Annotated in this window: 22 protein-coding genes; 10 read left to right on the forward strand and 12 right to left on the reverse strand. The window is 48.5% G+C overall.

The genetic code is table 11. The annotated features are described in order from the left end of the window. Positions 1 to 132 precede the first annotated feature (132 nt). A complete protein-coding gene (locus tag FJ695_RS00005; RefSeq protein WP_141183531.1) occupies positions 133 to 4,005 on the forward strand; it encodes a type IV secretory system conjugative DNA transfer family protein in 3,873 nt (1,290 codons plus the stop codon). Here the strand turns inward: FJ695_RS00005 and FJ695_RS00010 are convergent, their stop codons facing one another. After that, positions 4,006 to 4,509 (reverse strand): hypothetical protein, encoded by a 504-nt coding sequence (locus tag FJ695_RS00010; protein ID WP_141183532.1) that lies wholly within the window; start codon positions 4,507 to 4,509, stop codon positions 4,006 to 4,008. It lies immediately after the preceding gene. Between FJ695_RS00010 and FJ695_RS00015 the strand changes: the two genes are divergently transcribed. Continuing rightward, positions 4,508 to 4,831, forward strand: coding sequence for a hypothetical protein (locus tag FJ695_RS00015; RefSeq protein WP_141183533.1), 324 nt, complete (start codon positions 4,508 to 4,510; stop codon positions 4,829 to 4,831). The genes FJ695_RS00010 and FJ695_RS00015 overlap by 2 nt on opposite strands. After that, complete coding sequence (locus FJ695_RS00020; RefSeq protein WP_141183534.1) at positions 4,828 to 5,232, forward strand: hypothetical protein; 405 nt, start codon at positions 4,828 to 4,830, stop codon at positions 5,230 to 5,232. The genes FJ695_RS00015 and FJ695_RS00020 overlap by 4 nt, the downstream gene beginning before the upstream one ends. On the opposite strand, the gene FJ695_RS00025 is transcribed toward FJ695_RS00020, so the two are convergent. The 3 genes from FJ695_RS00025 to FJ695_RS00035 form a co-directional block, all read right to left on the reverse strand. Beyond that, positions 5,229 to 5,774 carry a recombinase family protein gene (locus tag FJ695_RS00025; protein ID WP_141183535.1) on the reverse strand — a complete coding sequence of 182 codons (546 nt, stop codon included), beginning with the start codon at positions 5,772 to 5,774 and terminating at the stop codon, positions 5,229 to 5,231. The two genes, FJ695_RS00020 and FJ695_RS00025, sit on opposite strands and share 4 nt — an antisense overlap. Before the next feature lie 195 nt (positions 5,775 to 5,969). Next, a complete protein-coding gene (locus FJ695_RS00030; RefSeq protein ID WP_247653639.1) occupies positions 5,970 to 6,752 on the reverse strand; it encodes an Abi family protein in 783 nt (260 codons plus the stop codon). Positions 6,753 to 7,017: 265 nt separating this feature from the next. Continuing rightward, positions 7,018 to 7,299, reverse strand: coding sequence for a hypothetical protein (locus FJ695_RS00035; RefSeq protein ID WP_141183537.1), 282 nt, complete (start codon positions 7,297 to 7,299; stop codon positions 7,018 to 7,020). 435 nt (positions 7,300 to 7,734) lie between these two features. On the opposite strand from FJ695_RS00035, the gene FJ695_RS00040 reads away from it, so the two are divergent. Continuing rightward, the gene (locus FJ695_RS00040) at positions 7,735 to 8,121 is read left to right on the forward strand and encodes a hypothetical protein (RefSeq protein WP_141183538.1); all 387 of its coding nucleotides are present in this window, start codon (positions 7,735 to 7,737) and stop codon (positions 8,119 to 8,121) included. A 356-nt stretch (positions 8,122 to 8,477) separates the two neighbouring features. Here the strand turns inward: FJ695_RS00040 and FJ695_RS00045 are convergent, their stop codons facing one another. The 4 genes from FJ695_RS00045 to FJ695_RS00060 form a co-directional block, all read right to left on the reverse strand. Next, positions 8,478 to 8,828, reverse strand: coding sequence for a hypothetical protein (locus FJ695_RS00045; RefSeq protein ID WP_141183539.1), 351 nt, complete (start codon positions 8,826 to 8,828; stop codon positions 8,478 to 8,480). Positions 8,829 to 8,859: 31 nt separating this feature from the next. Beyond that, complete coding sequence (locus FJ695_RS00050; RefSeq protein WP_209010652.1) at positions 8,860 to 9,417, reverse strand: hypothetical protein; 558 nt, start codon at positions 9,415 to 9,417, stop codon at positions 8,860 to 8,862. 392 nt (positions 9,418 to 9,809) lie between these two features. Further along, positions 9,810 to 10,724 carry an Abi family protein gene (locus tag FJ695_RS00055; protein ID WP_141183540.1) on the reverse strand — a complete coding sequence of 305 codons (915 nt, stop codon included), beginning with the start codon at positions 10,722 to 10,724 and terminating at the stop codon, positions 9,810 to 9,812. Positions 10,725 to 11,142: 418 nt separating this feature from the next. Next, positions 11,143 to 11,766 carry a hypothetical protein gene (locus tag FJ695_RS00060; RefSeq protein ID WP_141183541.1) on the reverse strand — a complete coding sequence of 208 codons (624 nt, stop codon included), beginning with the start codon at positions 11,764 to 11,766 and terminating at the stop codon, positions 11,143 to 11,145. A gap of 433 nt (positions 11,767 to 12,199) precedes the next feature. Here FJ695_RS00060 and FJ695_RS00065 point away from each other — a divergent pair, with 433 nt between their 5' ends. From FJ695_RS00065 to FJ695_RS00090, 6 genes are all read left to right on the forward strand, one after another. Further along, positions 12,200 to 12,571: a hypothetical protein gene (locus FJ695_RS00065; RefSeq protein WP_141183542.1), complete on the forward strand. Its 372-nt coding sequence runs from the start codon at positions 12,200 to 12,202 to the stop codon at positions 12,569 to 12,571. Then, positions 12,568 to 12,828 carry a hypothetical protein gene (locus FJ695_RS00070; RefSeq protein ID WP_141183543.1) on the forward strand — a complete coding sequence of 87 codons (261 nt, stop codon included), beginning with the start codon at positions 12,568 to 12,570 and terminating at the stop codon, positions 12,826 to 12,828. Before FJ695_RS00065 ends, FJ695_RS00070 begins: the two co-directional genes overlap by 4 nt. Then, the gene (locus FJ695_RS00075; RefSeq protein WP_141183544.1) at positions 12,829 to 13,161 is read left to right on the forward strand and encodes a hypothetical protein; all 333 of its coding nucleotides are present in this window, start codon (positions 12,829 to 12,831) and stop codon (positions 13,159 to 13,161) included. 595 nt (positions 13,162 to 13,756) lie between these two features. After that, a complete protein-coding gene (locus FJ695_RS00080) occupies positions 13,757 to 14,827 on the forward strand; it encodes a replication initiator protein A (RefSeq protein WP_141183545.1) in 1,071 nt (356 codons plus the stop codon). A 123-nt stretch (positions 14,828 to 14,950) separates the two neighbouring features. Next, positions 14,951 to 15,646 carry a ParA family protein gene (locus tag FJ695_RS00085; protein WP_141183546.1) on the forward strand — a complete coding sequence of 232 codons (696 nt, stop codon included), beginning with the start codon at positions 14,951 to 14,953 and terminating at the stop codon, positions 15,644 to 15,646. 26 nt (positions 15,647 to 15,672) lie between these two features. Further along, a complete protein-coding gene (locus FJ695_RS00090) occupies positions 15,673 to 15,915 on the forward strand; it encodes a hypothetical protein (RefSeq protein ID WP_141183547.1) in 243 nt (80 codons plus the stop codon). 65 nt (positions 15,916 to 15,980) lie between these two features. On the opposite strand, the gene FJ695_RS00095 is transcribed toward FJ695_RS00090, so the two are convergent. The 4 genes from FJ695_RS00095 to FJ695_RS00110 form a co-directional block, all read right to left on the reverse strand. Further along, entirely contained in the window at positions 15,981 to 16,460 is a 480-nt protein-coding gene (locus FJ695_RS00095) for a hypothetical protein (RefSeq protein WP_141183548.1), read from the reverse strand. An 85-nt stretch (positions 16,461 to 16,545) separates the two neighbouring features. After that, positions 16,546 to 17,973 (reverse strand): relaxase/mobilization nuclease domain-containing protein, encoded by a 1,428-nt coding sequence (locus FJ695_RS00100; protein ID WP_141183549.1) that lies wholly within the window; start codon positions 17,971 to 17,973, stop codon positions 16,546 to 16,548. Then, positions 17,963 to 18,304 (reverse strand): hypothetical protein, encoded by a 342-nt coding sequence (locus tag FJ695_RS00105; protein ID WP_141183550.1) that lies wholly within the window; start codon positions 18,302 to 18,304, stop codon positions 17,963 to 17,965. Before FJ695_RS00105 ends, FJ695_RS00100 begins: the two co-directional genes overlap by 11 nt. 603 nt (positions 18,305 to 18,907) lie before the next feature. Continuing rightward, on the reverse strand, positions 18,908 to 19,156 hold the full coding sequence (locus FJ695_RS00110; RefSeq protein ID WP_141183551.1) for a hypothetical protein: 249 nt from the start codon (positions 19,154 to 19,156) through the stop codon (positions 18,908 to 18,910). Positions 19,157 to 19,450: the final 294 nt, after the last annotated feature.

Consider the following 19,450-nt stretch of genomic DNA (forward strand, 5'->3'; position numbering starts at 1 on the left):
GGTGAGGGCAAAAGCGATAAGCGGCTCCGGCGAAGCAGGCATTTATTCAGCAGCAAAAAAGATCTTCAAGAAGAAACACCCAGGCTGTAACGTCTGGTTGTTTTCAGACATTGCCGGATAAATGCAAAGCCCATGACAAGCACTGCACTAGACATTTCCATAGACCCAAAAATTTCTAGAATTCTTAGTCCAGAAGTAGCTCAAAACCTAATGACAGAAGCCATGCAATCTCATGGCAACTGGCAACCTAGCGTCGGTACTGCGAGATGGGCGAACCCCTTTATTGCCGCAGAGGCTATGCCCTATGAGCCAGGCGCGATTTGGCTTGGCCGCAATCCGCTCAATTCAAGCCAGGCTCTGGGATATAAAGATGATCGGCATGTGCTCCTGTGCGCCGGAACGCGCACGGGCAAAGGTCGATCATTCATCATCAATAATCTGGCTCTTTGGCCTGGCTCGATCTGCGTCGTGGATCCCAAAGGAGAAAACGCGACAGTCCTGGCAAACAGGCGGGGTGCGGGATCCGATTATTGCGATGGGCTTGGACAAAAAGTTTTTGTCTTTGATCCTTTCGGCTGCGCAAGCGTTGCCCAGGAACACCGCGCGTGCTTCGATCCTCTTAGCGTACTGGATCCGAATAGTCCGAACCTGCAACGCATGGCCGCACGGATCGCAGAAGCGACCACGGTACTACCTGAAGATTCCAAAGGTGGTGAATGGGCTAAGCGCGGCCAGCAGATGATCACGACCGTCATTTTGCATGTCATGACCTCTGTAGATTTTGACGGTGAAGACGAACACGGCCAGGATTTGCGTTCCATTGTGACCGTGCGCCGGCTTCTCACTGCCGGCGACAGAAATGCGCGCAAACTCCTTTTAGAAATGGGCGCGGATGAGAAATCCGTACCCTCTGCGATGATTTGTTTGTGGGATGCAATCGCACATAACCCAGCTTGTAACGGCGTGATCGCAGATCAAGGCGCTAGCCTTCTCGAATCTCTGGAACATCACAGAGAGTATTTCGAATCTGTCCGTACATCAGCGGTCGAAAACACAGCCTGGATCGATGATCCGTATATGCGCGAAACCCTGGTTGGTAGCGAAAAGGTTCGCAATGAACTGAATATCCAAGATCTAAAAACGGATCCAAACGGACATAGCATTTTCCTTTGCCTGCCCGTTGACGACATGGGTACCTATGGCCGTTGGCAACGGGTCATGGTCGCCAGCGTCATTTCACAGATGCAAGCCAGCCAGGGCGTGCCAGCAACTGGCCACCCTTTGCTTATGTGCCTGGATGAGTTCCCAGCCCTGGGCAAAATGGAACGGCTGGAAAAAGCAGCCGCTGAGATTGCCGGAGCAGGCGTGAAACTCATGACGGTGGTGCAAAACCTGCCGCAGCTCAAACGGCTCTACAAGGAAGGGTGGGAAACCTTCCTTGGGAATGCCGGGTTGCAGATCTATTTCGGCATGGATGACAACACCACGCGCGAATATCTGCAAAAAGCCCTGGGCGAAATGGAAGTCGTGCGCGAGGTTCGCAGCGCTAACGAAGGCACCTCCGAACAATCAACCACGGGCGAGACCAAAGGACGAAGCCACGGCACCACGACCAACACCTCAAAAGGTGGAAATGAAACCTGGCAGGATAGTGAAGGCCACAGTACCGGAACCCAAAAATCTAAAGGGGGAAACACCTCCCAAGGATCCAGTCAGTCTCGAGGGACAAATCGTAGCCAAGGGCATAGCTCAGGCTACAGCACTGGCTCAAATTTCAATACAAGCTTGCTTTTCGGAAGAAACAACTATTCGTCAAGTGACAGCTATAACTCTGGTGAAAATACAAGCTACGGCAGCAACACATCTCATTCGACCAATCAAAGCAGTGGGGAGAATTGGTCAAACTCTGAAAGTTCCGGCAGCAACTGGTCAAATAGCAAGGGCGGGGGCAATAACTGGTCTGAAAGCTCCGGCGTATCGGAGCAAGAACAGTTTAGCGAACAATTCAGCCGCGCCCAAGGAATGCAACGCGGGGCAGGCATCGCCGAAACCGTACAAAAACGCCCTCTCTTACCTTCTAACGAAGCGGATCAATTCTTTGCCGCCGTCACTCAAAAAGATGCGCCCTACTATCCAGGGCTAGCCCTCGTCAAAATATCCGGACGGGATCCACTCCATGTCCGCAAAACAAATTATGATGAGGATCCGGCATTTATACGCTGCTTCGATCCCCACCCGGCACACCCATTTGTCGAGGCGGTCGAAGAACCCGATATTTTGCCGGAACCAATTGTTCCTCAGCAACCAGTAACAATCTCCAGGAAAAAGTTTCGACCGACGCCAGACATCAACACGAGAGAAAAAGCGATCTTAGTGGCTTGTCCTGGTGAAGTCCGCGCAACATTCACAACGCTGCCGAATAATCTCTCCTCTTGCCCCGACAAGGGTATTTTGTGGGAGTTTGAAGAAGAGATCACCGTCAATGCTCCAGCAGATTTCATCTACCACGCATTATTGAACACAGAGTATTTTTCCTATTGGTTTGCCAATCAAAAGAAACCAGGGGTGCCGTTGCCCGACGAGATAACCCCCTGCACTGAATTGAACCACAAAGCAAAAATCGTCTGGTGTGAAGACGGTAAATCCATCCTCCTTGAGCAAAATGAGCATTTTGTTGAAATTTCTATCAGCAAAATCGACGAGCAAAATTCTCTAATAAAAGAACGAACATTCAAATACAAAACGGATGAATCAAAACACTGGGCTAGTTACCTAGAGCCTCTTTTTGTGTCGAAAGCAAAAAGAAAGCACGAAGCATCTGAAGAAATGCAACAAAAGCGCAACGAACGCGCTCGCTCCAGACATGAATACGATTCACAGTCCGATAGATATACAATGCAAAATTTCCTGGAAATTTTGTTTCACTATAATATCCCGACCATTTCGATACACGAAAATTTGTTGACTGGCGTGAATATTGCCAAAGAAGATAGGGAACGTATTTTCTCTATTCACAGCAACGCCAACAGCAGTTGTGTAAAATATTTCAAAGATGAACACGGAAATTACCTTCTACGAGAAGGTAATATAATCAACAACAATCCAGATATTCTATACCACATTGTTGATGGTGAAGATGAAGAGACTTGCAAAGAAAAATACACTAACAAATATGACTTGCACAACTGTCGTGTTCTCAAAGTCTTCAACGAAGATGGTGCAAGTAACGAAGTTTTTGAGCGAATTGCACTTCTGGAACAGATTCAAGAATTCAATCCAACACAAATGTTCCTTTTTGGGAAGAAGTATCAATCAGGGAGGGAATTTCCCAAAGATGATAAACAAGCTGCTGCTTGGTATAAAAAAGCAGGTGACAACGGCTATACAATAGCATTTAGATGGCTGGCAGAACTCTACCTTGATAAAAATGCTCTTTCTTATAAGCCTAATCTTGCTAAAAGATATCTTAGAACGAGTGCCGAAGTTAATGACAGCTACTCTATGTTTAGATTGGGCAGCTTTTACTTAGAAGGCTCTCACAATACTAAAAAATCCATAAGTGAAGCAACTTTTTGGCTTCGAAAAGCTCTCGAACGCCGCGACGTTAGCGCCGCCAATGCCGTAGTTGAACATGAGCAGCTTTTTGAAGACAAAACCTTTGTAGAGGGTGCCATTTCGCAGGTAGAGGAATACCTAAATTGGTTCTTTGACGAGAGTGGAGATGAACCAGGCGGAATCGAAGAGTTATTCTTTAGTCAGTTAGCTAATTTATTTTGCCAATCAGAGAGATTTAAGGACGTCAACAAAGCCATTTATTGGCTATACAAGGCGCACAGCAAAAACCTATTCGCATGGTCTGTAAACCATAATGTTTTTCATATAGTTGGAATATTAGAGGACAGCTTGCCTTTAATGCCTCACTATCGAAATGAAATTCATGCCCTCCTATTGCGATATGATGAGTACATAAAAGAGATAGATGCGCAGATAGAAGCTGAAGAATAGTCACATGCTGTTCTTCATGCCGTTGTTGTTCTGATCCTTATTCTGCTGCTCGGCCTTGGCTTTCTCTATCAAACGCTTTGCGCGTTCACTATCCATTGCCTGCTTCGTCTTTGCCGCTTTGTCATCGTTCCGCATCCCCTTAGCATACGCTTGACGGTCGGCAGCTTTGGCCATTTCCTCAGGCGGTCGATTGACGTGTTTCGGCTGGTCTTTCTCGACCATAGACGAGCCTTGTTTATCGCCCTGGCTCTGCTTGGCTTCATTGGATGATGCGTTATTAAACGTCACGCCCAAACGCTCGGCGCGATCAAGCAAAGATTGCTTGTAACTATCTAGCTGAACATTCTTTGCAAAAGATGTTTCCCGCTCTGCCATGCATCGCCCCCCTCTTTCCATAAGAAAGCCTAACGCATTGATATGGAAAGAAAAAGGCGAGGGATTTTGCAATTGATATTCAAGTAATGTCACAATATAACTGTAGTTAATTACAGTGTTGATCGACATGAAGGATTTAATAGATAATTTTTCATTTGAAGTAGAGTTCAGGAATATTTCACAAAGAAATAAAGCCACTGAAATTTTAACAGTAATAGCAGAAGATCAAGGCGTTTATCTTCATATTGAAGAGAACACGACCTGCGGCCTAAACCTTGGTGTATCAGATCCTGATCACTATAGCGCTCTTATGGACGAATTTGATCGTCAATCGATCCGGATGAAAGAACAATCGGAGGCAAATTATCATGCGCGACGAATGGAACAGGCCGAACGTCTGGGCGTAGTTTTCACGCGACCACCGAATCCGCAACTAGGAGAACCAACATGATCACTCATAACCTCGACTTCTCCGGTTTTGCAACAAAGCGCATCTATAGAGCCGGATCGAAACTCACAACAAAGAAGATTTGGCTCGACCATAAAACAGAAATTTTGCTGACCTTAAACGATGCCATTTGGGACGGGTTTGAGTATCTTTCTGAAAAAATTGGATTTCCATTGTATTTGCTCTTTACCGATACATGGGAAGAAGAAACAGACCCAAACAGCCCTACAAGAGTAGAGGATTTTATCGATTCATTGATCGGATTCACCGCACGTCAAATGGAGGAAGATCTCCAAGCGGAATACGGGTATGCCAATGATAATCTCTATAATATGCCGTGTTTATTTAAGCATCCGGAGTGGATGCGCTACAGCACTTTAAAACGAGAGAATTTACGCGGCTAGCGCAAACGGCTGATAGTCGTATGAGACACACCAAAATCACGGCCAATTTCACGAGCAGATTCACCCGCTGCAAGGCGCTCTAAGGCTTTGCGCCTTTGGTGCTCATCCAGCTTAGACTTGCGACCGAACTTCACATTCTTGGTTCTGGCTACTGCCCTGCCATCTTCGGCGCGGCTTATGATGCGCTCGCGCTCATCCTCGGCCATTGCAGAAAGCATGACCAGTAATCCGCGACCAATAGGCGTTGTTAAATCTAGGTGTGGTTTGTCCAGCACCTTAATGAGCGCTCCCCGGTCGGCAATGCGCTGCATGATACCAAGACCATCCATCATAGAACGGGTTGCCCTGTCCCATTCAGCGACAATAAGGACATGATCAGTTCCCAGGGCATCAATCGCTTTTTCAAGCTCCGGACGGCCTCTGAGAGACTTTCCAGAGGCTTTATCGCGAAAGATCTTGTCACACCCTTCTGCGCGAAGGGCGGCGATCTGACGATCTAGGTTTTGATTGATACTACTGACGCGGGCATATCCAATTTTCATGTGAAAATAATAGCAGATTCCGCCCTACTTTTGCACCGTAAAAACGCACCACCTGAACCGCTTGAAAAATAAGAGTTTAGAGCACTGGTGCAAAACTTATGATATCTGCACCAGCACCTAGGAAGGTGCCAACGGTCTTGCGCTAAGATTTTGGCGCACCGATCATACGAACACAAATTTTGGCAATGAGTAGCCCTAAAAGCCTGCCTCTGCCGGGCTCACCGCAGCGTACTTCTGCAAATTCATAAGCCGTTGAGCCTTTGCGACACTTCCGCTTTGCTCTCCTACCGCGGCTAAAGCGTGATCAAGGCATTCGAGATGAGCCTTCAAGGTATTATTGGCCGCCGCAGGAATACCTTCCCGAGGAAGATGTTGTAGCTGCTTCTGAAACCGACGATTGAACAGTCTGTCGTGGTGCGCACAGATGTTTCGTAAATCTACAAAGCATAGCACCCAGCTTTCAAAGATCGGGAGTCGTGGCACACCAAATGCTCTGGCAACGTCTGTTCTCAGAGGTCCGTTAAGGGAAGCGTACAAACGTGCTGCACCACCGAAAGTTAGAAACTCCTTAAATGTCCAGATAGGAGGAAGGGCAGGAGGGTCATAAGTCTGCCGATAGTGCTTGGCGCGTTCGTCCTTTGATTTATCAAAGGTTTGAATGACTTGGCTAAGGGCTTGGTTATGCGCTTTCGCATCTTTGAAGGCGGTCCTGTTATAGTAGGGATGGCTCCCAAAGCGGTCGCTTAGAGCCTCAGAGATCACATTTCTAAACGCAAGTTCAAACCGCCCTACTGCCTCGAAGGCGAGCTCACGTAACCGTGCATCGCATTCATAGAGCTGAATTATGTCCCTGTAAGTGGTACCTGTGCGAAATGTCCTACCAGGCTGATCGCGACGGCTAAGGAAGTAGATTCTTAGACGTTCATAGCCAATCGCTTCGATTTTTTGAGCCGCAACATTCGGGCGAGAGATGATCAAGCCCTTCGATCTCAAGTGCTGGACGCGATCTGCGGGTAACGCGTGAGGTTTGGTGTAGGGGCGCAAGGATAGTCCATGAACGAAGAAGGGCCGCCCTTTTCCACCCCTTGCGGGAGTGTGGCGACCCATGACATGACCTTTATGGCCGCAACAGCTCCTAATGTCAAGATTACTGCGCGCCAGACAGTCTCGAACGGAAGGTCTTCGCTAGCATCATAGTGAAGAAAAGCTGCCAAAATTTATGACTTTTGCACATAGAGAGATTTTATTTTTTGTCAGGAGGCACTTTAGAAACACCAAAGAAATAACCTACAATAGTGCCTATAAATCCCACCAATGCTTCATTAGGTAAGTCAGTGACAAGCGACATAACTAAAAGTATTGGAGCAATGAAAGTCAACCCTGATAATTGTAAAGCATGGGGCGCAAGAGGACTGTTTTCTTTCAGGCTTCTCAGTAAAAGTATGCCTCCGCCTATCATAACTGTTGAAATACCTAGCGAGGTTAACAACACCGTATTGTTATCTGGAAAAATAAAATCTGCCATAAGACCTCCTAAAACAACGCAAATCAACATAACCTCAGCAGAAGCAACAAAGCAATTTTTGGCAAGTGTTGCAAAAGTTATGATATTTGCACCTGCCGCCTCACTGGATGAGCTACACCACAAACGATTTCCCCCAGTGTAGATTTTTCTCTTCGGGCATTAGCCCCTAGGCAGAAATCGAAGCTAACTGTGGCAAACGTACTGAAATATGCATCTGTTATACGACGGTGCTGTGCCAAGTAATTTCCGAATTTAGCATGTTAATTTGAACCTTACCGAAGTTTAATCCTTCGATAAGGTTCGTGTAAGAATGGGTTCGATACAGTCTAATTGTCGGCGGCCAGAGAGGTCGTCAACCACGCAAAGTAAACTCAAGTGCGATGGATCTACCAAGTCCAGACCATTTGAAAGCCAAATTCGTGAGGAGATTAGGCTATGAAAATGAAATTGATTATTGCTGTAGCAACTATTTCAATGTCTGCCACAAGTGCATTTGCTAGTTGTTCTTCAGGGTTTTTTACGAACGCCGCCTGTGAGATGGGGTGGATCGATAGGAATGCAGCGAATTTAATCGACCGGGGTCATGGTGCCCTTGGTTCACCCATGGATCGTTTCGCTCAACGAATTGTTGACCGCATTCTGCCTGGCTCGAACCCAGGTTTTGGAAGGAACCAGCATTATAACGAGCGCTACACTGAGCCTCGTCGCATGATTGGTAATTACTGTGCAACTCAATACGGTCGCTTTGGTCCGGTTCAGCCCATGCCAGTCGGTTCATTCTGTGCTGACATATATGGCAACAGGGGCCACATCGTTCGGTAATTCAAACTTAAAAGCAGCTAGAGAGAGCACTCCTTTGGTGGAGATGATTAAGGCAACAAAAGACACATTTCGAACCTAGATAAGGGGAGGAGTTTTTTTACTCCTTCCTATTCTTTGTTTCCGGGGTCTTTCAACGTATGTCCAAGCTATTGCTAAAGGTTGAAAGGCTTGGTCCCACGGCCCAGTTGGTAGCCCCGGAAGCATCACATTCGTATTGAGACCAGACGCGACAAGGTGTGAATAATAGTCCTGTTCTTCACTCGTCCTATTTCTTCGGCAAATGCGATGTTTATACCGGCACTCATGGACAGAAATGCAACAATCATCGACCGAAACATCAAATACTCTCGCGGCAATTATTCAGGGCTATATGTTTTGTAGGTCCACATCCCGGTTGGATGCTCATTCATAAATTCCCGAATAGCGTCAGTCGGAATGAAAAGTTGCGACTGGCCGCCTGGATAGTAGGTGTTCTTCCCGCTCTTCATGTACCAGGCGCATCCACCATATCCGCCGGAAAGGTCGGTATAGAGCCGACCTGATGATGGTTTGGTCCCTGTGACCTTCGCAATCTCAAACGTTAGTATTCCACCATGCGTGTTCCGGATGACGACCTCATCATCAGCCTGGACGCCTCGAAGGTATGCTTCGATTTTCTGTAAAGTCTGCCCCTCTGTGGGATCATCGGTTTTCGTGATTGCGTCCATGTAAATCCATCCTATCTGCCGTGATCTTCAATCACTTTGTACTAATCTGTGCGAAGGTCGCCGCTGCTGTCTTCTTCGCCACTGGTTTGATAGGAGGAACAGGCGGCGGTTCCGGCATATCCGCATCCACATCCTTGGCCCCGACTTCGATTCCCCGTTCCACAAGGGCGTTATATTTATCAGTCGTTAGACCTGGCTGCCCCTTATCCTTAAGGCGCTTTAATGCAAGATGCGGGTTTACAATAACAGCGTGCGCATGTTTGCCCGATGTCCCACCCGCCGTGTAAATGAACCCCAACTCTGCCAAAGATTCTATCCGCTGAACCCACGTCCGTTTTGCTCTCTGGCCTGTAAAGCCAGCATGAAATGCATGAACATCCGGATTATTGAGGGGCACATACATCTCATCATAAGCCCGGCCCCAAAGCTCCAAATAGGTTGAGCTGGCCGGAGCGCCTTTCGTGAGATCGTCGATAATCGACATGACCAAGGGCATTGTACGGGGAATAGTGGTGAACCCATCATATTTCTGCCGCGCCCAAAGCTCTTCTTCCTTTAAATCAGGGAAAAGCTTGGCTCTAAGCTCCAAGGTCCGGGATTTGATTTTTGTCTGCCGCCTTGCCATGCGTTACCTTTCTTCATAGGGAAATGGGCCAGGTTTGGACCCTGGCCCTGCGCCGAAAGTGCCGTCACAGGATGTGGAGACCCGCAACATTTCCGCTGTTCTCAGCATAGATTTAATGTATTGAAAAAATCCTTATTTTTCAATGACTTATAAATTTTAAGTCGAATTTCGCCTTTCCGCGCATGCCTTTTTGGGAAATTGAGAAGGAAATTTAATTCCAACTCAGAGTCTGAGTTGGTTTCTGGGGTATGGAATTCAACCACATATTGTGAGACTTATGAAGAAATAACGGTGCTCGCCGTGCTCCACGTTCTCGCCGTCCTCGACGTGCTCACTGTGCTCAGAAGCGTTTTCCGTTACCCAGTCCAAATCACCTGCTGTTCCCAGCCATCGGCAAACCCGGCGTTCTTTAGCGAAACATAGGCATTGTCCGGAAACGTGCCCAAATGCTCCAACAAGAATAGGCACCAGGAGGAATTCGGATTAATCACGCCGACCATGTGACGCATTATCGCTAGGGCGGCATAGACACGCGTCTGAGCCCTTCTGTCCGCCTGGATGTGGTCAAAGGCCGGAATATCCCCCGGCCCAGCCATACGAGGGATATTCACCAGCGGTTTGTTCCAAAGCCGGGAATGATGCGCACAGATGTTCCGAACATCATTGAGAACACGAACCCACGTTTCGAAGATCCTTCCATCCGGCACACCGTAACTTTGCGCAATAGCGTCTCTGTCAGCCTGCAAGAGACCAGCATAGAGGTGCGATAGGGCTCCAAAGTCCCAGAGCTCCGCAGCCACCCATATTGGCATGTCTGCGCCTGGATATTTGCGCCGGAAGTGCTGCGCGAAATCCTCTCGGGATCTCACAGCTTTTCCATCCAAGATCCGGAGCCACTTTTCATGTTCGGTTTCGGCTTGCGGATTACGGCGACGACGGGAGAAATGCCCGTGAAGCTGCGCAGGATCTCTGTGTGCTAGGGGAGCACGTTGGCCAAGCAGGATTGCAAGATCCGCCCGCAAGGCAATTTCGATACGTTCAAGGGCATCGAGCGCCATCAAACGTAGTTTCTTATCGAAGATATAGAGATCCAGGGCATGACTGAAATGTGTGCCTGGCTTGAAGGTATCCAGGATCGTTGTTCGTTGCCTGCCCGTGTTGGGATCAGTAATGGTTTGGCTTTCCCGAAAAGGATACCAATACGCACTAAGGCGATAATAGTTGATGTGGGAGAGGTAGGATTTCGCTCTTTGCTCGTCCGTAATTTCCATTCCGCGCTGTTTTAAAAGCGCAACTTGGTCATCAAGAGATAGGAATGGTTTCGGATATAGAGCCACAATTCAAATATTAGAAATAAGAAGACCGACCCGTACACAGAGTGCAGTGGGGCCGGTCATGTCCCCTCTAATATGGGTGATTTTCGACCATCATTGCAAGAAAAATCCGCACCAATTACAAATCCTGATAAAAGATTCATTATTTCAAAGCCTTACACCAGAAATAGAACAAGAACTAATGCTGCTCCGATGAAGATAGCCCATTTGCCTTTTGCTCGAAATGCAAACCCTCCAGGCATTTGAAAGTCCAAGCTATTTTGCTCTTTGTCCATAATCGATACACCTCACTAATGTTTGGGTAAGGATTATGGCAGGAGCTTATTTGGAGAACATTAACGCAGCCTTCGACGCTTCAAGAAGGAAACTGCCAGATACGGCCTTTCTGGTGGTCATTGCGATGGTATTTCGCCTTGAAGCCCACAGCCTCACGAGAGGCCTTGCTGATTGCAGTACTGACGGTGACCCGCCGTCCGTAAATCCGGCCTTGTGGTGCAGAGATCTGATTGAGATTGAAGTGCTCCGCGTAGAGCGGATCAACACCCTTGTTGCAGTAGTTTGCCACGCGTTTGTCAGTGCCCGGCGTGATACGCTCAGTCTTGATGTCGTAAGGCTGCAAGTCACCTGTGACCTTTTCCACCCACTTTGGGAGCTTTTTTTGAAACTCCGCTAACATGGCGTCCGGTATATGCAACACCCAATTTACGTGCACCGCCCCAGTGGGGGCTTCAAATGTGTATGTATAGATTGGTGGCAGCATGGCACAGTTGTTTTTCTTCTGGTGATAGCTGTACCAATTCCGAAATTTCCGCCTAATTTTCGTAAACTGAGTTGTCACACTCGCACTATCCTGATCACGCAGATGCAGGACAGTGTAGGTGTTCATCGGATGCCCGGTATTCTTGGCAAAGTCAAAGGCGTGAAAGACATTTGCGGCTGCGCGCCTACCAATATGCTCAGTATAGCTTTTTTTGGTCACACTACGTCCACTTATTACTAAATATGTCCAGTCGCCCTCCCTCGTCGTTCATATGTGGCGATTCGGAACAAAATGGCAACATTATTACGTAAATGACCCACAGGAAACGGAAAATACTTCGATTGGATTTCCTGCATGCATTGCCAACTTACGTTGGCAGAAGCGTAGAGTTTGTATGATTGATCACTATTCCACATGTGAACAATTACCCCGTATTTGCCTTACACCCCTTCCAAGGGGTCGAAGATCCTGCCGTATGGGATGCCGGATAAAAAATTTTGACCCGGCGAATTGAAATAGTGCTGATCTTTCAACGGTTGAAAGCTTCCAGTTCGGAATCAGGAATTGCATTCCAAAAGCTTTGAATCATGGGTTGGTAGCCTAGAGGAAGCGGGGCGCTAAAGTATCAGCTTTCCATCGGCAAGAGGCCACCATGAGCCAGTTTCATGACCATGAAACGGGGCAACAGCTCCGTTGTGCCTGCACCAATGTAATCGGCTTCTGGCAGCTCTTACACTGCGAGCACACGACTAGCGGTAAGCCCATTTGCCCGATCAAGCGCATGGCCTGGCGCGCGCACCTGACAGGCTGCGCGGCCAATCTGGCCGAATTTGTCATCAAGCACGACAGGGATATAGCGCGGGGCTTTTTGGAAGACCCTCGCCGAATGCCAGAAATCATAGGCAAAGCCCTAGGCATTAGGGCGATTGTCAATGTGGGCGAACGCCTAGAAATCGAAGACCAGCTTGAGGACTGCGCTTCAAAATTTGCGATCCAACTGCTGGGGGCTTTGAAATGCAAATGACGAAAAGCGACCGCGATATGAATCATCTTCTGGAACGAATGCACACCTGCTCCGGAACGGTGATCATGACCGATAAGGCGTTGAATGATCCTGACGAGGATGAACCGGAGTTTCTGGAACTGGCTGCGAAACTCAGGGAAGAACATTCCTTGTTGCTGGCGCAGCTATACAACGAGTTCATCTGCGAAGTTCTCGAACGGCGGCGAACAACAGGCGATTTTCAATACCCGTTTGAGCCGCTCGGTTCGGGGTCTTAGATGGACAATGAAAGCCTAGAAACGGCTATTATTTCAGCTAGTGCGCGGGTGCTGCTGAATTATAAAATCCATCGTGATCCGCGCATTGATTTCGGATCATTAAACCGCCCCATCTGCGCGGGGTTTGAACTGGCGGCTCTAACCGTAACCGCAATCAATACCTTGAAACTCGATCATCCAGATAAGACCGAGCAAATTGAAGAGATTGAAAAAATCACGGAACTTATTCTGTCGAGTCCAAGTGATCACATCGGTTTGTCGACACTGGATCATGACATGAAAAGGTTGGCAGATAACTGCATAGAGCTTTTTAATCCCGATTATTCGGGTTGAGGGTTGTTTGTTTTCCCTGCTTTTCGGAGCCGCTTTCGCTTGAGTGTCGTTCCGTCACACATGGTTCTGAGCACAAGGGCAAGGAGCGTAAGCGTCCCTTGTGGTCATGGTTCTGGGTGATGGATCGTAAACGTCGAAAGAGGCGTAAGGCTGGGAAATTCCCCTGCTTTTTGGTGAGCGTGAGCGAGCTAATGAGAGAAATTTGTTTCGCGGGGCGCGTAGCGCCCATGAGGGCGAAACTCCGTTAAAGTATCCGCGTAAGCGGATTCCGTTTATGCCGCCGTATAGGCGGCTATGTTTGAAAAGACAAAATAGCTGGAAATATTTTGTAGAAAGTAGCCAAGAGGCTATGTGTTTTAATTGTGTTTGAATCTGTGTTTCCGATTTATGGGAAATGACAAGTGTTTGTAAAAAAAGAAAAAACAAGCGCCCACGGCATATATTCATGTGTAAAATGACGAAAATACATGTGTGAAATGACGAAGCCGCATGTGTGAAATGACGAATAGGGCACAAAAGTTATCCGCACGGAATTCATGTGTGAAATGACGAATTTCTTGACCTATGTGTAAAATGACGAAAGTCTGTGTGTGAAATGACGAACCAGACCGAACAACAACGCGATCTCTCCCCGCTACTACCGGACAGGCATCCTGAACCGGATTTTTTTGTGTGCGACATCTTTGATGCTGCGCCCAAAGCGGATACGGCATCGATGGTTCATCCCCTTTTCACTCTATCTACAAAACCAGATTATCGGATTCGGGAATACAGCAAGGGCGCAATCTGGTTAAAGGTCAAACCAGGGTCAGACGGTGCAGCCACTGTGCATGATCGTGATGTTCTTATTTACTGCATCTCGCAATGTATGGCTGCCATCAATGATGGTCGAAAAATTGATCGCAAGATGCGGTTTCGAGCACATGACCTATTGCGAACCACCAACCGAAAAACCAGCGGTGAAGGTTATAGGCTCTTGCAGGCAGCACTAGCACGTCTACAAAGCACGCAGATAGAAACGAACATCGTCACCGGAGGAGCTGAGCAATGGAAGGTGTTCAGCTTTATAGACTCTGCAGAGACAATAAAGGAAACCCGTGATGGTCGCATGCAAGAGGTGGAAATCACGCTTTCTGATTGGGTCTTTAATGCAATCCGCGAAAAAGGCGGCGATATCCTCACGATCTCACGGGATTATTTCCGGCTGCGCAAACCGCTAGAGCGCCGCCTCTATGAGATTGCACGCAAATCCTGCGGGCAGAAAAGCTATTTTCACTACAAGGTGCAAACCCTCTACGAAATCACCGGATCGGCTTCTACCCTTCCAGAATTCCGCAGAATGTTGACAAAAATCATCAGAGATAATCAGCAGCACCGCCATATCCCTGACTATGTTTTTGAACTAGATGGGGATCTTGTGAAAATCCGGCCTAAGCGCGAATTTTCAGAGGCCTACGAACCAGCACCAAAGGCCATAGATAAAGTCAAACTCAAGCTAGGCGTGCATGAAGCGGCAAAAAAACTAGCTGCTGGTTGGGATACGTATTCGCTTGAGGACGATTGGCGGGCGATGCTCGCCCAAAAGGGTGAAGTACCAGCCAACCCTGAAGGATCATTTGTTGGCTTTGTGAAATGGTATGTCCAGAAGCACGGAGCCGCAAGGTAGCTCATGGTACCATGAGGTATCAGTAAGTATGGTACTATACCTTACCCTATGGTATTGATAGATACCTTATGGTACCATACCCATCACTGCGTTCTTGTATCAATTCAATTATTCGAGGAAATCATGCCTGTTATCACCTTTGCCAACAGCAAGGGCGGAAGCGGAAAAACAACAAGTGCATTGTTGCTTGCTTGCGCCCTGGCGGAACTTAAACCCACCACAATCATTGACGCCGATCCGCGCCACCCTGTGACCACATGGGGTAAGATGGACGGTAAGCCCGATAATTTGACCGTCGTGACAAACGATTCCGAACGGACAATTCTCGATGAAATCGAGGCCGCGTCCGAAAAAGATCCGTTCGTCATTATCGACCTAGAAGGTACAGCGTCGAGACTGATGAGCTACGCTATCAGTCAATCGGATCTTGTGATCATCCCCCTGAAAGAACAGCAACAAGACGCTATGGCAGCTTTGGATGTTATTCAGGAAATTCATCGGGATATGAAAGCGACACGGCGCAAAATTCCGTATGCAACGCTCTTCACACAGAGCAAAGCCGCCGTGAAATCACGCACAGCAAAACACATCGCAATGCAATTCCGGGAAAACCCGAAGATCGATTGTTTCACAATTGAGATTTTTGAACGTGATGCCTTCGCGGCCATGTTCACGATTGGAGGCACAATCCGCGATATGAACCCGTCTAAGGTCGGCGGCCTGGATAAGGCAATCCTGAATTTGGAAGGCTTCAGAGACGAGGTTATTGCAAAGCTCAGAGCAAACCGCGAAGCACAAGCAACAAGTGAGGTGGCATAATGAGCGGTGACAGACAATCTCTGGATATGGATCTAGGCGATCTTGACGATTTTCAGCCCAAGCCAAAACCCACGCAACCAGCAGTGGACACCAAACGCGCCGTTGATAGTGTTTCCAGCTTCCCAAGCCGCGAGGCACCTGAAGAGGGACAAATGAATATCAAAGGCAATAAGGCGATCCTTATGCGCTTCAAACAAATGTGCAAAGACGACCGCCGCAGCTATGCGGATATGCTTGAAATCCTGATGGATCGTTTTGAGAAGCCCTAAGCTCAGTCCATAAACAGCGAAACTGGATACTTTGACGAGCAATCGTATCGAAAAATTAGGTACTTTTACTCGGTCTTCTTCATTGCATCTAAATGCTTATTTATGGCGACTTCAGCATGCTGAATTGTAGCCTTAGCAAGTTCCGCAGGCTGATTATTGAAATCTTCAACCCGAAATGAATGTAAGTTAATACCGTTTATATAAAAATCTACATCTTGTATTTCAGGAGATCCATCAACGTCTTCTCCATAAACTACGGTAAAAGTAGCATCATTTGATGCCCCAGCTTTTAGCGCGTTTATAGTAAATTTCTTGAAACCAATTGTAACTGCCTTGCGAAAAAGCTCATGCTTTGAATTAACAAAAACAACGACATTGCCGTTCTTGGATGCTTCTCTTGCTTTTTCCAACATCTGTTCGTGATCGTATTCGCCTGTATATCCCATTTTCTTAAACTCTGCCGCATCCGCCGACACGGCTGATAATAGCATTTCGGCAAACACTGCGGTAATTGCAATAAAATGTGCTCTTATCGTTTTAGACATCTCAAAATACTTTCTTCCGTTGTGGCATCCTTTCGAGGAAGCTTTCTCTAAGCCCGAGAAAATTACCCAACACAGGATCAAATTCCTACGTATCCGTGTCACGATCCTTCTTGGAATCTTTATCCTTCTCGCCCTCTCGGCTCATACGAGCCGCTAGGCGCGCTTGACGGGCAAGCACAGAGGCTTTGTAACCTTCATTGTCTTTCTTCGCCCCAGCGGCTTTAAAATCGCCCATAGTGCGTTTGCGCTTAGCGCTGAACTCGGCGAATTTATCCCAGGCGCTCGCGCGATCCTTCCGGCGCTGCCTCCATTCACTGCGAAGGCTTGCGCTTTCCAGCCCCTGCTTAAACACCAGGGCGCTACGCTCTGCCGTAAAGCTCTTATCCTGGTCGCTTAAACTGTCCCGGCCGCGCTCCTTGATTTTGGCGCGCTCGGCTCTGGTTTCTTTGTTCTGTGCAACTTTCAAGTCGCGGATCTCTTTTGCATGGGCTTTATCGATCAGCTCACGGCGCGCGCTCGCCCTGGTCAATACAGCGAAGCCGCGAGAGAGTAGGGATCCGCGCTCATCGCCATATACACGCTTCAGCAGGTTAAGACCGCTTACTGCGTTCTTTGCCCGGCCAAACAATGTCGCTTCCAACGCATCGAAGGTTTTAACCTCGGCGCGCTGACGCTTGAGGGTTTCGGTGATCTTGGGCTTGTAGTCTTCCAGGATCTTCCGGCCTGCGCGCGCCATGTCACGCTTAACACCGTGCAGGATCCCCGCTTTGCTCTGGCGGTGCGATTGATCCAATTCGTCCCATTGCGCTTTGTGGCGTTTAGCCTGATCGCGGCCACGCCCGGCAATATCCGCATCTTTGGATTTTTGCCCCTCGCGCACGGCTTCATAATGCGGGTTATCGTTCGCTGCAGCGGCCTTTTGCTGCTCGAAGATATGGCGCGGGGCGTTCTTCTCGCCGCGCACATAATGCCCTTGGCTGCGCAGTAGGTTATTTGTCACGCGCTGTTCGCAAAGAACCTGTCCGGATTCCTCTTCATAGGCTTGCGCCCATTTCGAGAGCTTCAGCTTTTCCTTGGAAGAGCTGAGGTGCCTGCCATCTTGCGGCGAAACCCGGTTGATCATGACATGCAGGTGAGGGTGCTTTTCATCGTTGTGCGCAATGATCAAAGCCTGGTGCTTAGATGCTCCCAGGGCTTTGATTGCTCCATTAGCTGCCTTCATCATTTCATCACGATCCGGATCCTGATCCGGATGCCATGCGAGAGTGAAATGAAGCACATGCTTATCGGACTTGCGCCCGGTGTTCTTAACGCCTGCCTGCTGCTTCAAACGTGCCTGATCAAGAGCGGTAGCCGCCATGATCTTCCAAGCCGTGTTTGGATCCTCCGAAACAAGGTTGCGGGTCTGTGTCCAGGCTACGCGATCGCTGCTCGGCGCACGATCTTTATCATACAGCAAATACGAGGCCGCTCCCTTAAAGCTGGATCCTTTGGCGTGGAGCTTAGGAACCATCAGCAATCACCTTTTCAAGGGCATTGCTGAGCGCATCGCCAATCTCACGCCAGTACTGAACAAAGTCGCGATCCATGTGCACGGATGCTGCAAGCTGGTTGACGTTCACCCCTATGCGATTGAGTTCGGAGATAAGGGCTGGATCCACAGAGGATGTGCGAGCAGGGGGGTGAATGTTAGCGCTGAAAATAGCGGCGCGCACAAATTCAGCTTCACTGCGTAGACCGGATTCACGAACAAGCTCGGCAAGCTTCGTCTTTTCGGCAAGCGTTAGATCGGTGCGCGTTGATGCGTCCCGGCGTTCGTGTTCGTGTTTCTTCGGTCTAGCCATCCTCTTTTCCCTGTTCTCGCCTCCAAGGGCGCTCCCTTGGCCGTCAGTGGAGCGCCGGAACGCTCCTCGCCTTGGAAGGGGCGAAACCCTTCCCCGGAATGCAACACCCGGCCTGTGTTGCCGCACATCAAACCTGCGCAAGGTTTGCCATGTTTCCAAAGCAGCTCGGAGGCTCTTTGGTTTCATCCAAGGGAAACCCCTTGGTCGTCTCCAGGAACGAAAATCCTGGTCGCAATCCAACGCTCGATAGTGTTGGTGCAGGTTTGGTTCAGGAAGGGGGCACACCCCTTAGCCTGATCGAGGTTTGAAGGGCGCGAAAGCCCTCACCAGATGCACGGAAATACAGCGGAACGCGGTATGATAGTGCCGTTTTTCGGTATGAAAAACACATCTGGCTACTCTCAATTACGGAAAATTTGCCACAAATCGCCTAACTATGTCAAATGATTACAGAATTAGCCCTACGCATCCCGCGTTCAGCGCGGGTTTGGTGAAACGTAGATGAGCCAAAATTGCTCTTTTGGCGTTTGAAAAACGAAAAAAGAGCAGGTCGCATTTACGCGGCCAGCTCTTCAAAACGGATAGCATTGCTGTGGTGCCAGTTTAGGCAATCCTCTGGGAACGGATTTCTCTGATCCGATCATAAGCCTGATCCAATAAACGGCGCAGTTTCAAGATATCCATTTTGGATAACCACGTAGCGGTTTTCACGATCCCTTCGGCATCTGTGTAAGCACGCCCTGGCTCAACAGAATACCAAATGCCTTTTTGGCTTTGATTTTCCCAGATGGTGACTTTAACAGCGCCATCTCTAAGGGTTTCAAGTGGTGTGTTGTTTGTACTTTGTGACATGTTTCGTCCTTTCGTTTTCGGCCTGGTTCATTCCAGCCCGTGAAACCAAAAGGCCAGGCGCGAAGAGGGGGAATTGCAAAGAACGCAACAACGTCCGTCTTGCAATTCTTCCGGCGCCTGGCAGGCTTCTCGATAAGGCTGGAATTGATAAAGCAGGCCGCGCACGGACGAGGATCCGGAGCGCAAATCCATGACCTACACAGATAGCCTGAAGGACTAAGTGCAAAGCTCACCAGCAAAGCAGGCGGGGCATGCCTACTCCACCTCCACCCCTTATCGTTTTGCCCCGGATCG

Origin of the sequence: Labrenzia sp. PHM005 (genome assembly GCF_006517275.1) — a bacterium.
Lineage (GTDB): Bacteria > Pseudomonadota > Alphaproteobacteria > Rhizobiales > Stappiaceae > Roseibium.

What these genes read in the sequence shown, in the direction of transcription:
- FJ695_RS00110 (WP_141183551.1), bottom strand. Translation starts at nt 19,156, where the DNA reads ATGTCACAAAGTACAAACAACACACCACTTGAAACCCTTAGAGATGGC.
- FJ695_RS00080 (WP_141183545.1), top strand. Translation starts at nt 13,757, where the DNA reads ATGACGAACCAGACCGAACAACAACGCGATCTCTCCCCGCTACTACCG.
- FJ695_RS00010 (WP_141183532.1), bottom strand. Translation starts at nt 4,509, where the DNA reads ATGTCGATCAACACTGTAATTAACTACAGTTATATTGTGACATTACTT.
- FJ695_RS00085 (WP_141183546.1), top strand. Translation starts at nt 14,951, where the DNA reads ATGCCTGTTATCACCTTTGCCAACAGCAAGGGCGGAAGCGGAAAAACA.
- FJ695_RS00020 (WP_141183534.1), top strand. Translation starts at nt 4,828, where the DNA reads ATGATCACTCATAACCTCGACTTCTCCGGTTTTGCAACAAAGCGCATC.
- FJ695_RS00070 (WP_141183543.1), top strand. Translation starts at nt 12,568, where the DNA reads ATGACGAAAAGCGACCGCGATATGAATCATCTTCTGGAACGAATGCAC.
- FJ695_RS00100 (WP_141183549.1), bottom strand. Translation starts at nt 17,973, where the DNA reads ATGGTTCCTAAGCTCCACGCCAAAGGATCCAGCTTTAAGGGAGCGGCC.
- FJ695_RS00065 (WP_141183542.1), top strand. Translation starts at nt 12,200, where the DNA reads ATGAGCCAGTTTCATGACCATGAAACGGGGCAACAGCTCCGTTGTGCC.
- FJ695_RS00005 (WP_141183531.1), top strand. Translation starts at nt 133, where the DNA reads ATGACAAGCACTGCACTAGACATTTCCATAGACCCAAAAATTTCTAGA.
- FJ695_RS00040 (WP_141183538.1), top strand. Translation starts at nt 7,735, where the DNA reads ATGAAAATGAAATTGATTATTGCTGTAGCAACTATTTCAATGTCTGCC.
- FJ695_RS00045 (WP_141183539.1), bottom strand. Translation starts at nt 8,828, where the DNA reads ATGGACGCAATCACGAAAACCGATGATCCCACAGAGGGGCAGACTTTA.
- FJ695_RS00075 (WP_141183544.1), top strand. Translation starts at nt 12,829, where the DNA reads ATGGACAATGAAAGCCTAGAAACGGCTATTATTTCAGCTAGTGCGCGG.
- FJ695_RS00090 (WP_141183547.1), top strand. Translation starts at nt 15,673, where the DNA reads ATGGATCTAGGCGATCTTGACGATTTTCAGCCCAAGCCAAAACCCACG.
- FJ695_RS00025 (WP_141183535.1), bottom strand. Translation starts at nt 5,774, where the DNA reads ATGAAAATTGGATATGCCCGCGTCAGTAGTATCAATCAAAACCTAGAT.
- FJ695_RS00035 (WP_141183537.1), bottom strand. Translation starts at nt 7,299, where the DNA reads ATGGCAGATTTTATTTTTCCAGATAACAATACGGTGTTGTTAACCTCG.
- FJ695_RS00105 (WP_141183550.1), bottom strand. Translation starts at nt 18,304, where the DNA reads ATGGCTAGACCGAAGAAACACGAACACGAACGCCGGGACGCATCAACG.
- FJ695_RS00095 (WP_141183548.1), bottom strand. Translation starts at nt 16,460, where the DNA reads ATGTCTAAAACGATAAGAGCACATTTTATTGCAATTACCGCAGTGTTT.
- FJ695_RS00015 (WP_141183533.1), top strand. Translation starts at nt 4,508, where the DNA reads ATGAAGGATTTAATAGATAATTTTTCATTTGAAGTAGAGTTCAGGAAT.
- FJ695_RS00055 (WP_141183540.1), bottom strand. Translation starts at nt 10,724, where the DNA reads ATGGAAATTACGGACGAGCAAAGAGCGAAATCCTACCTCTCCCACATC.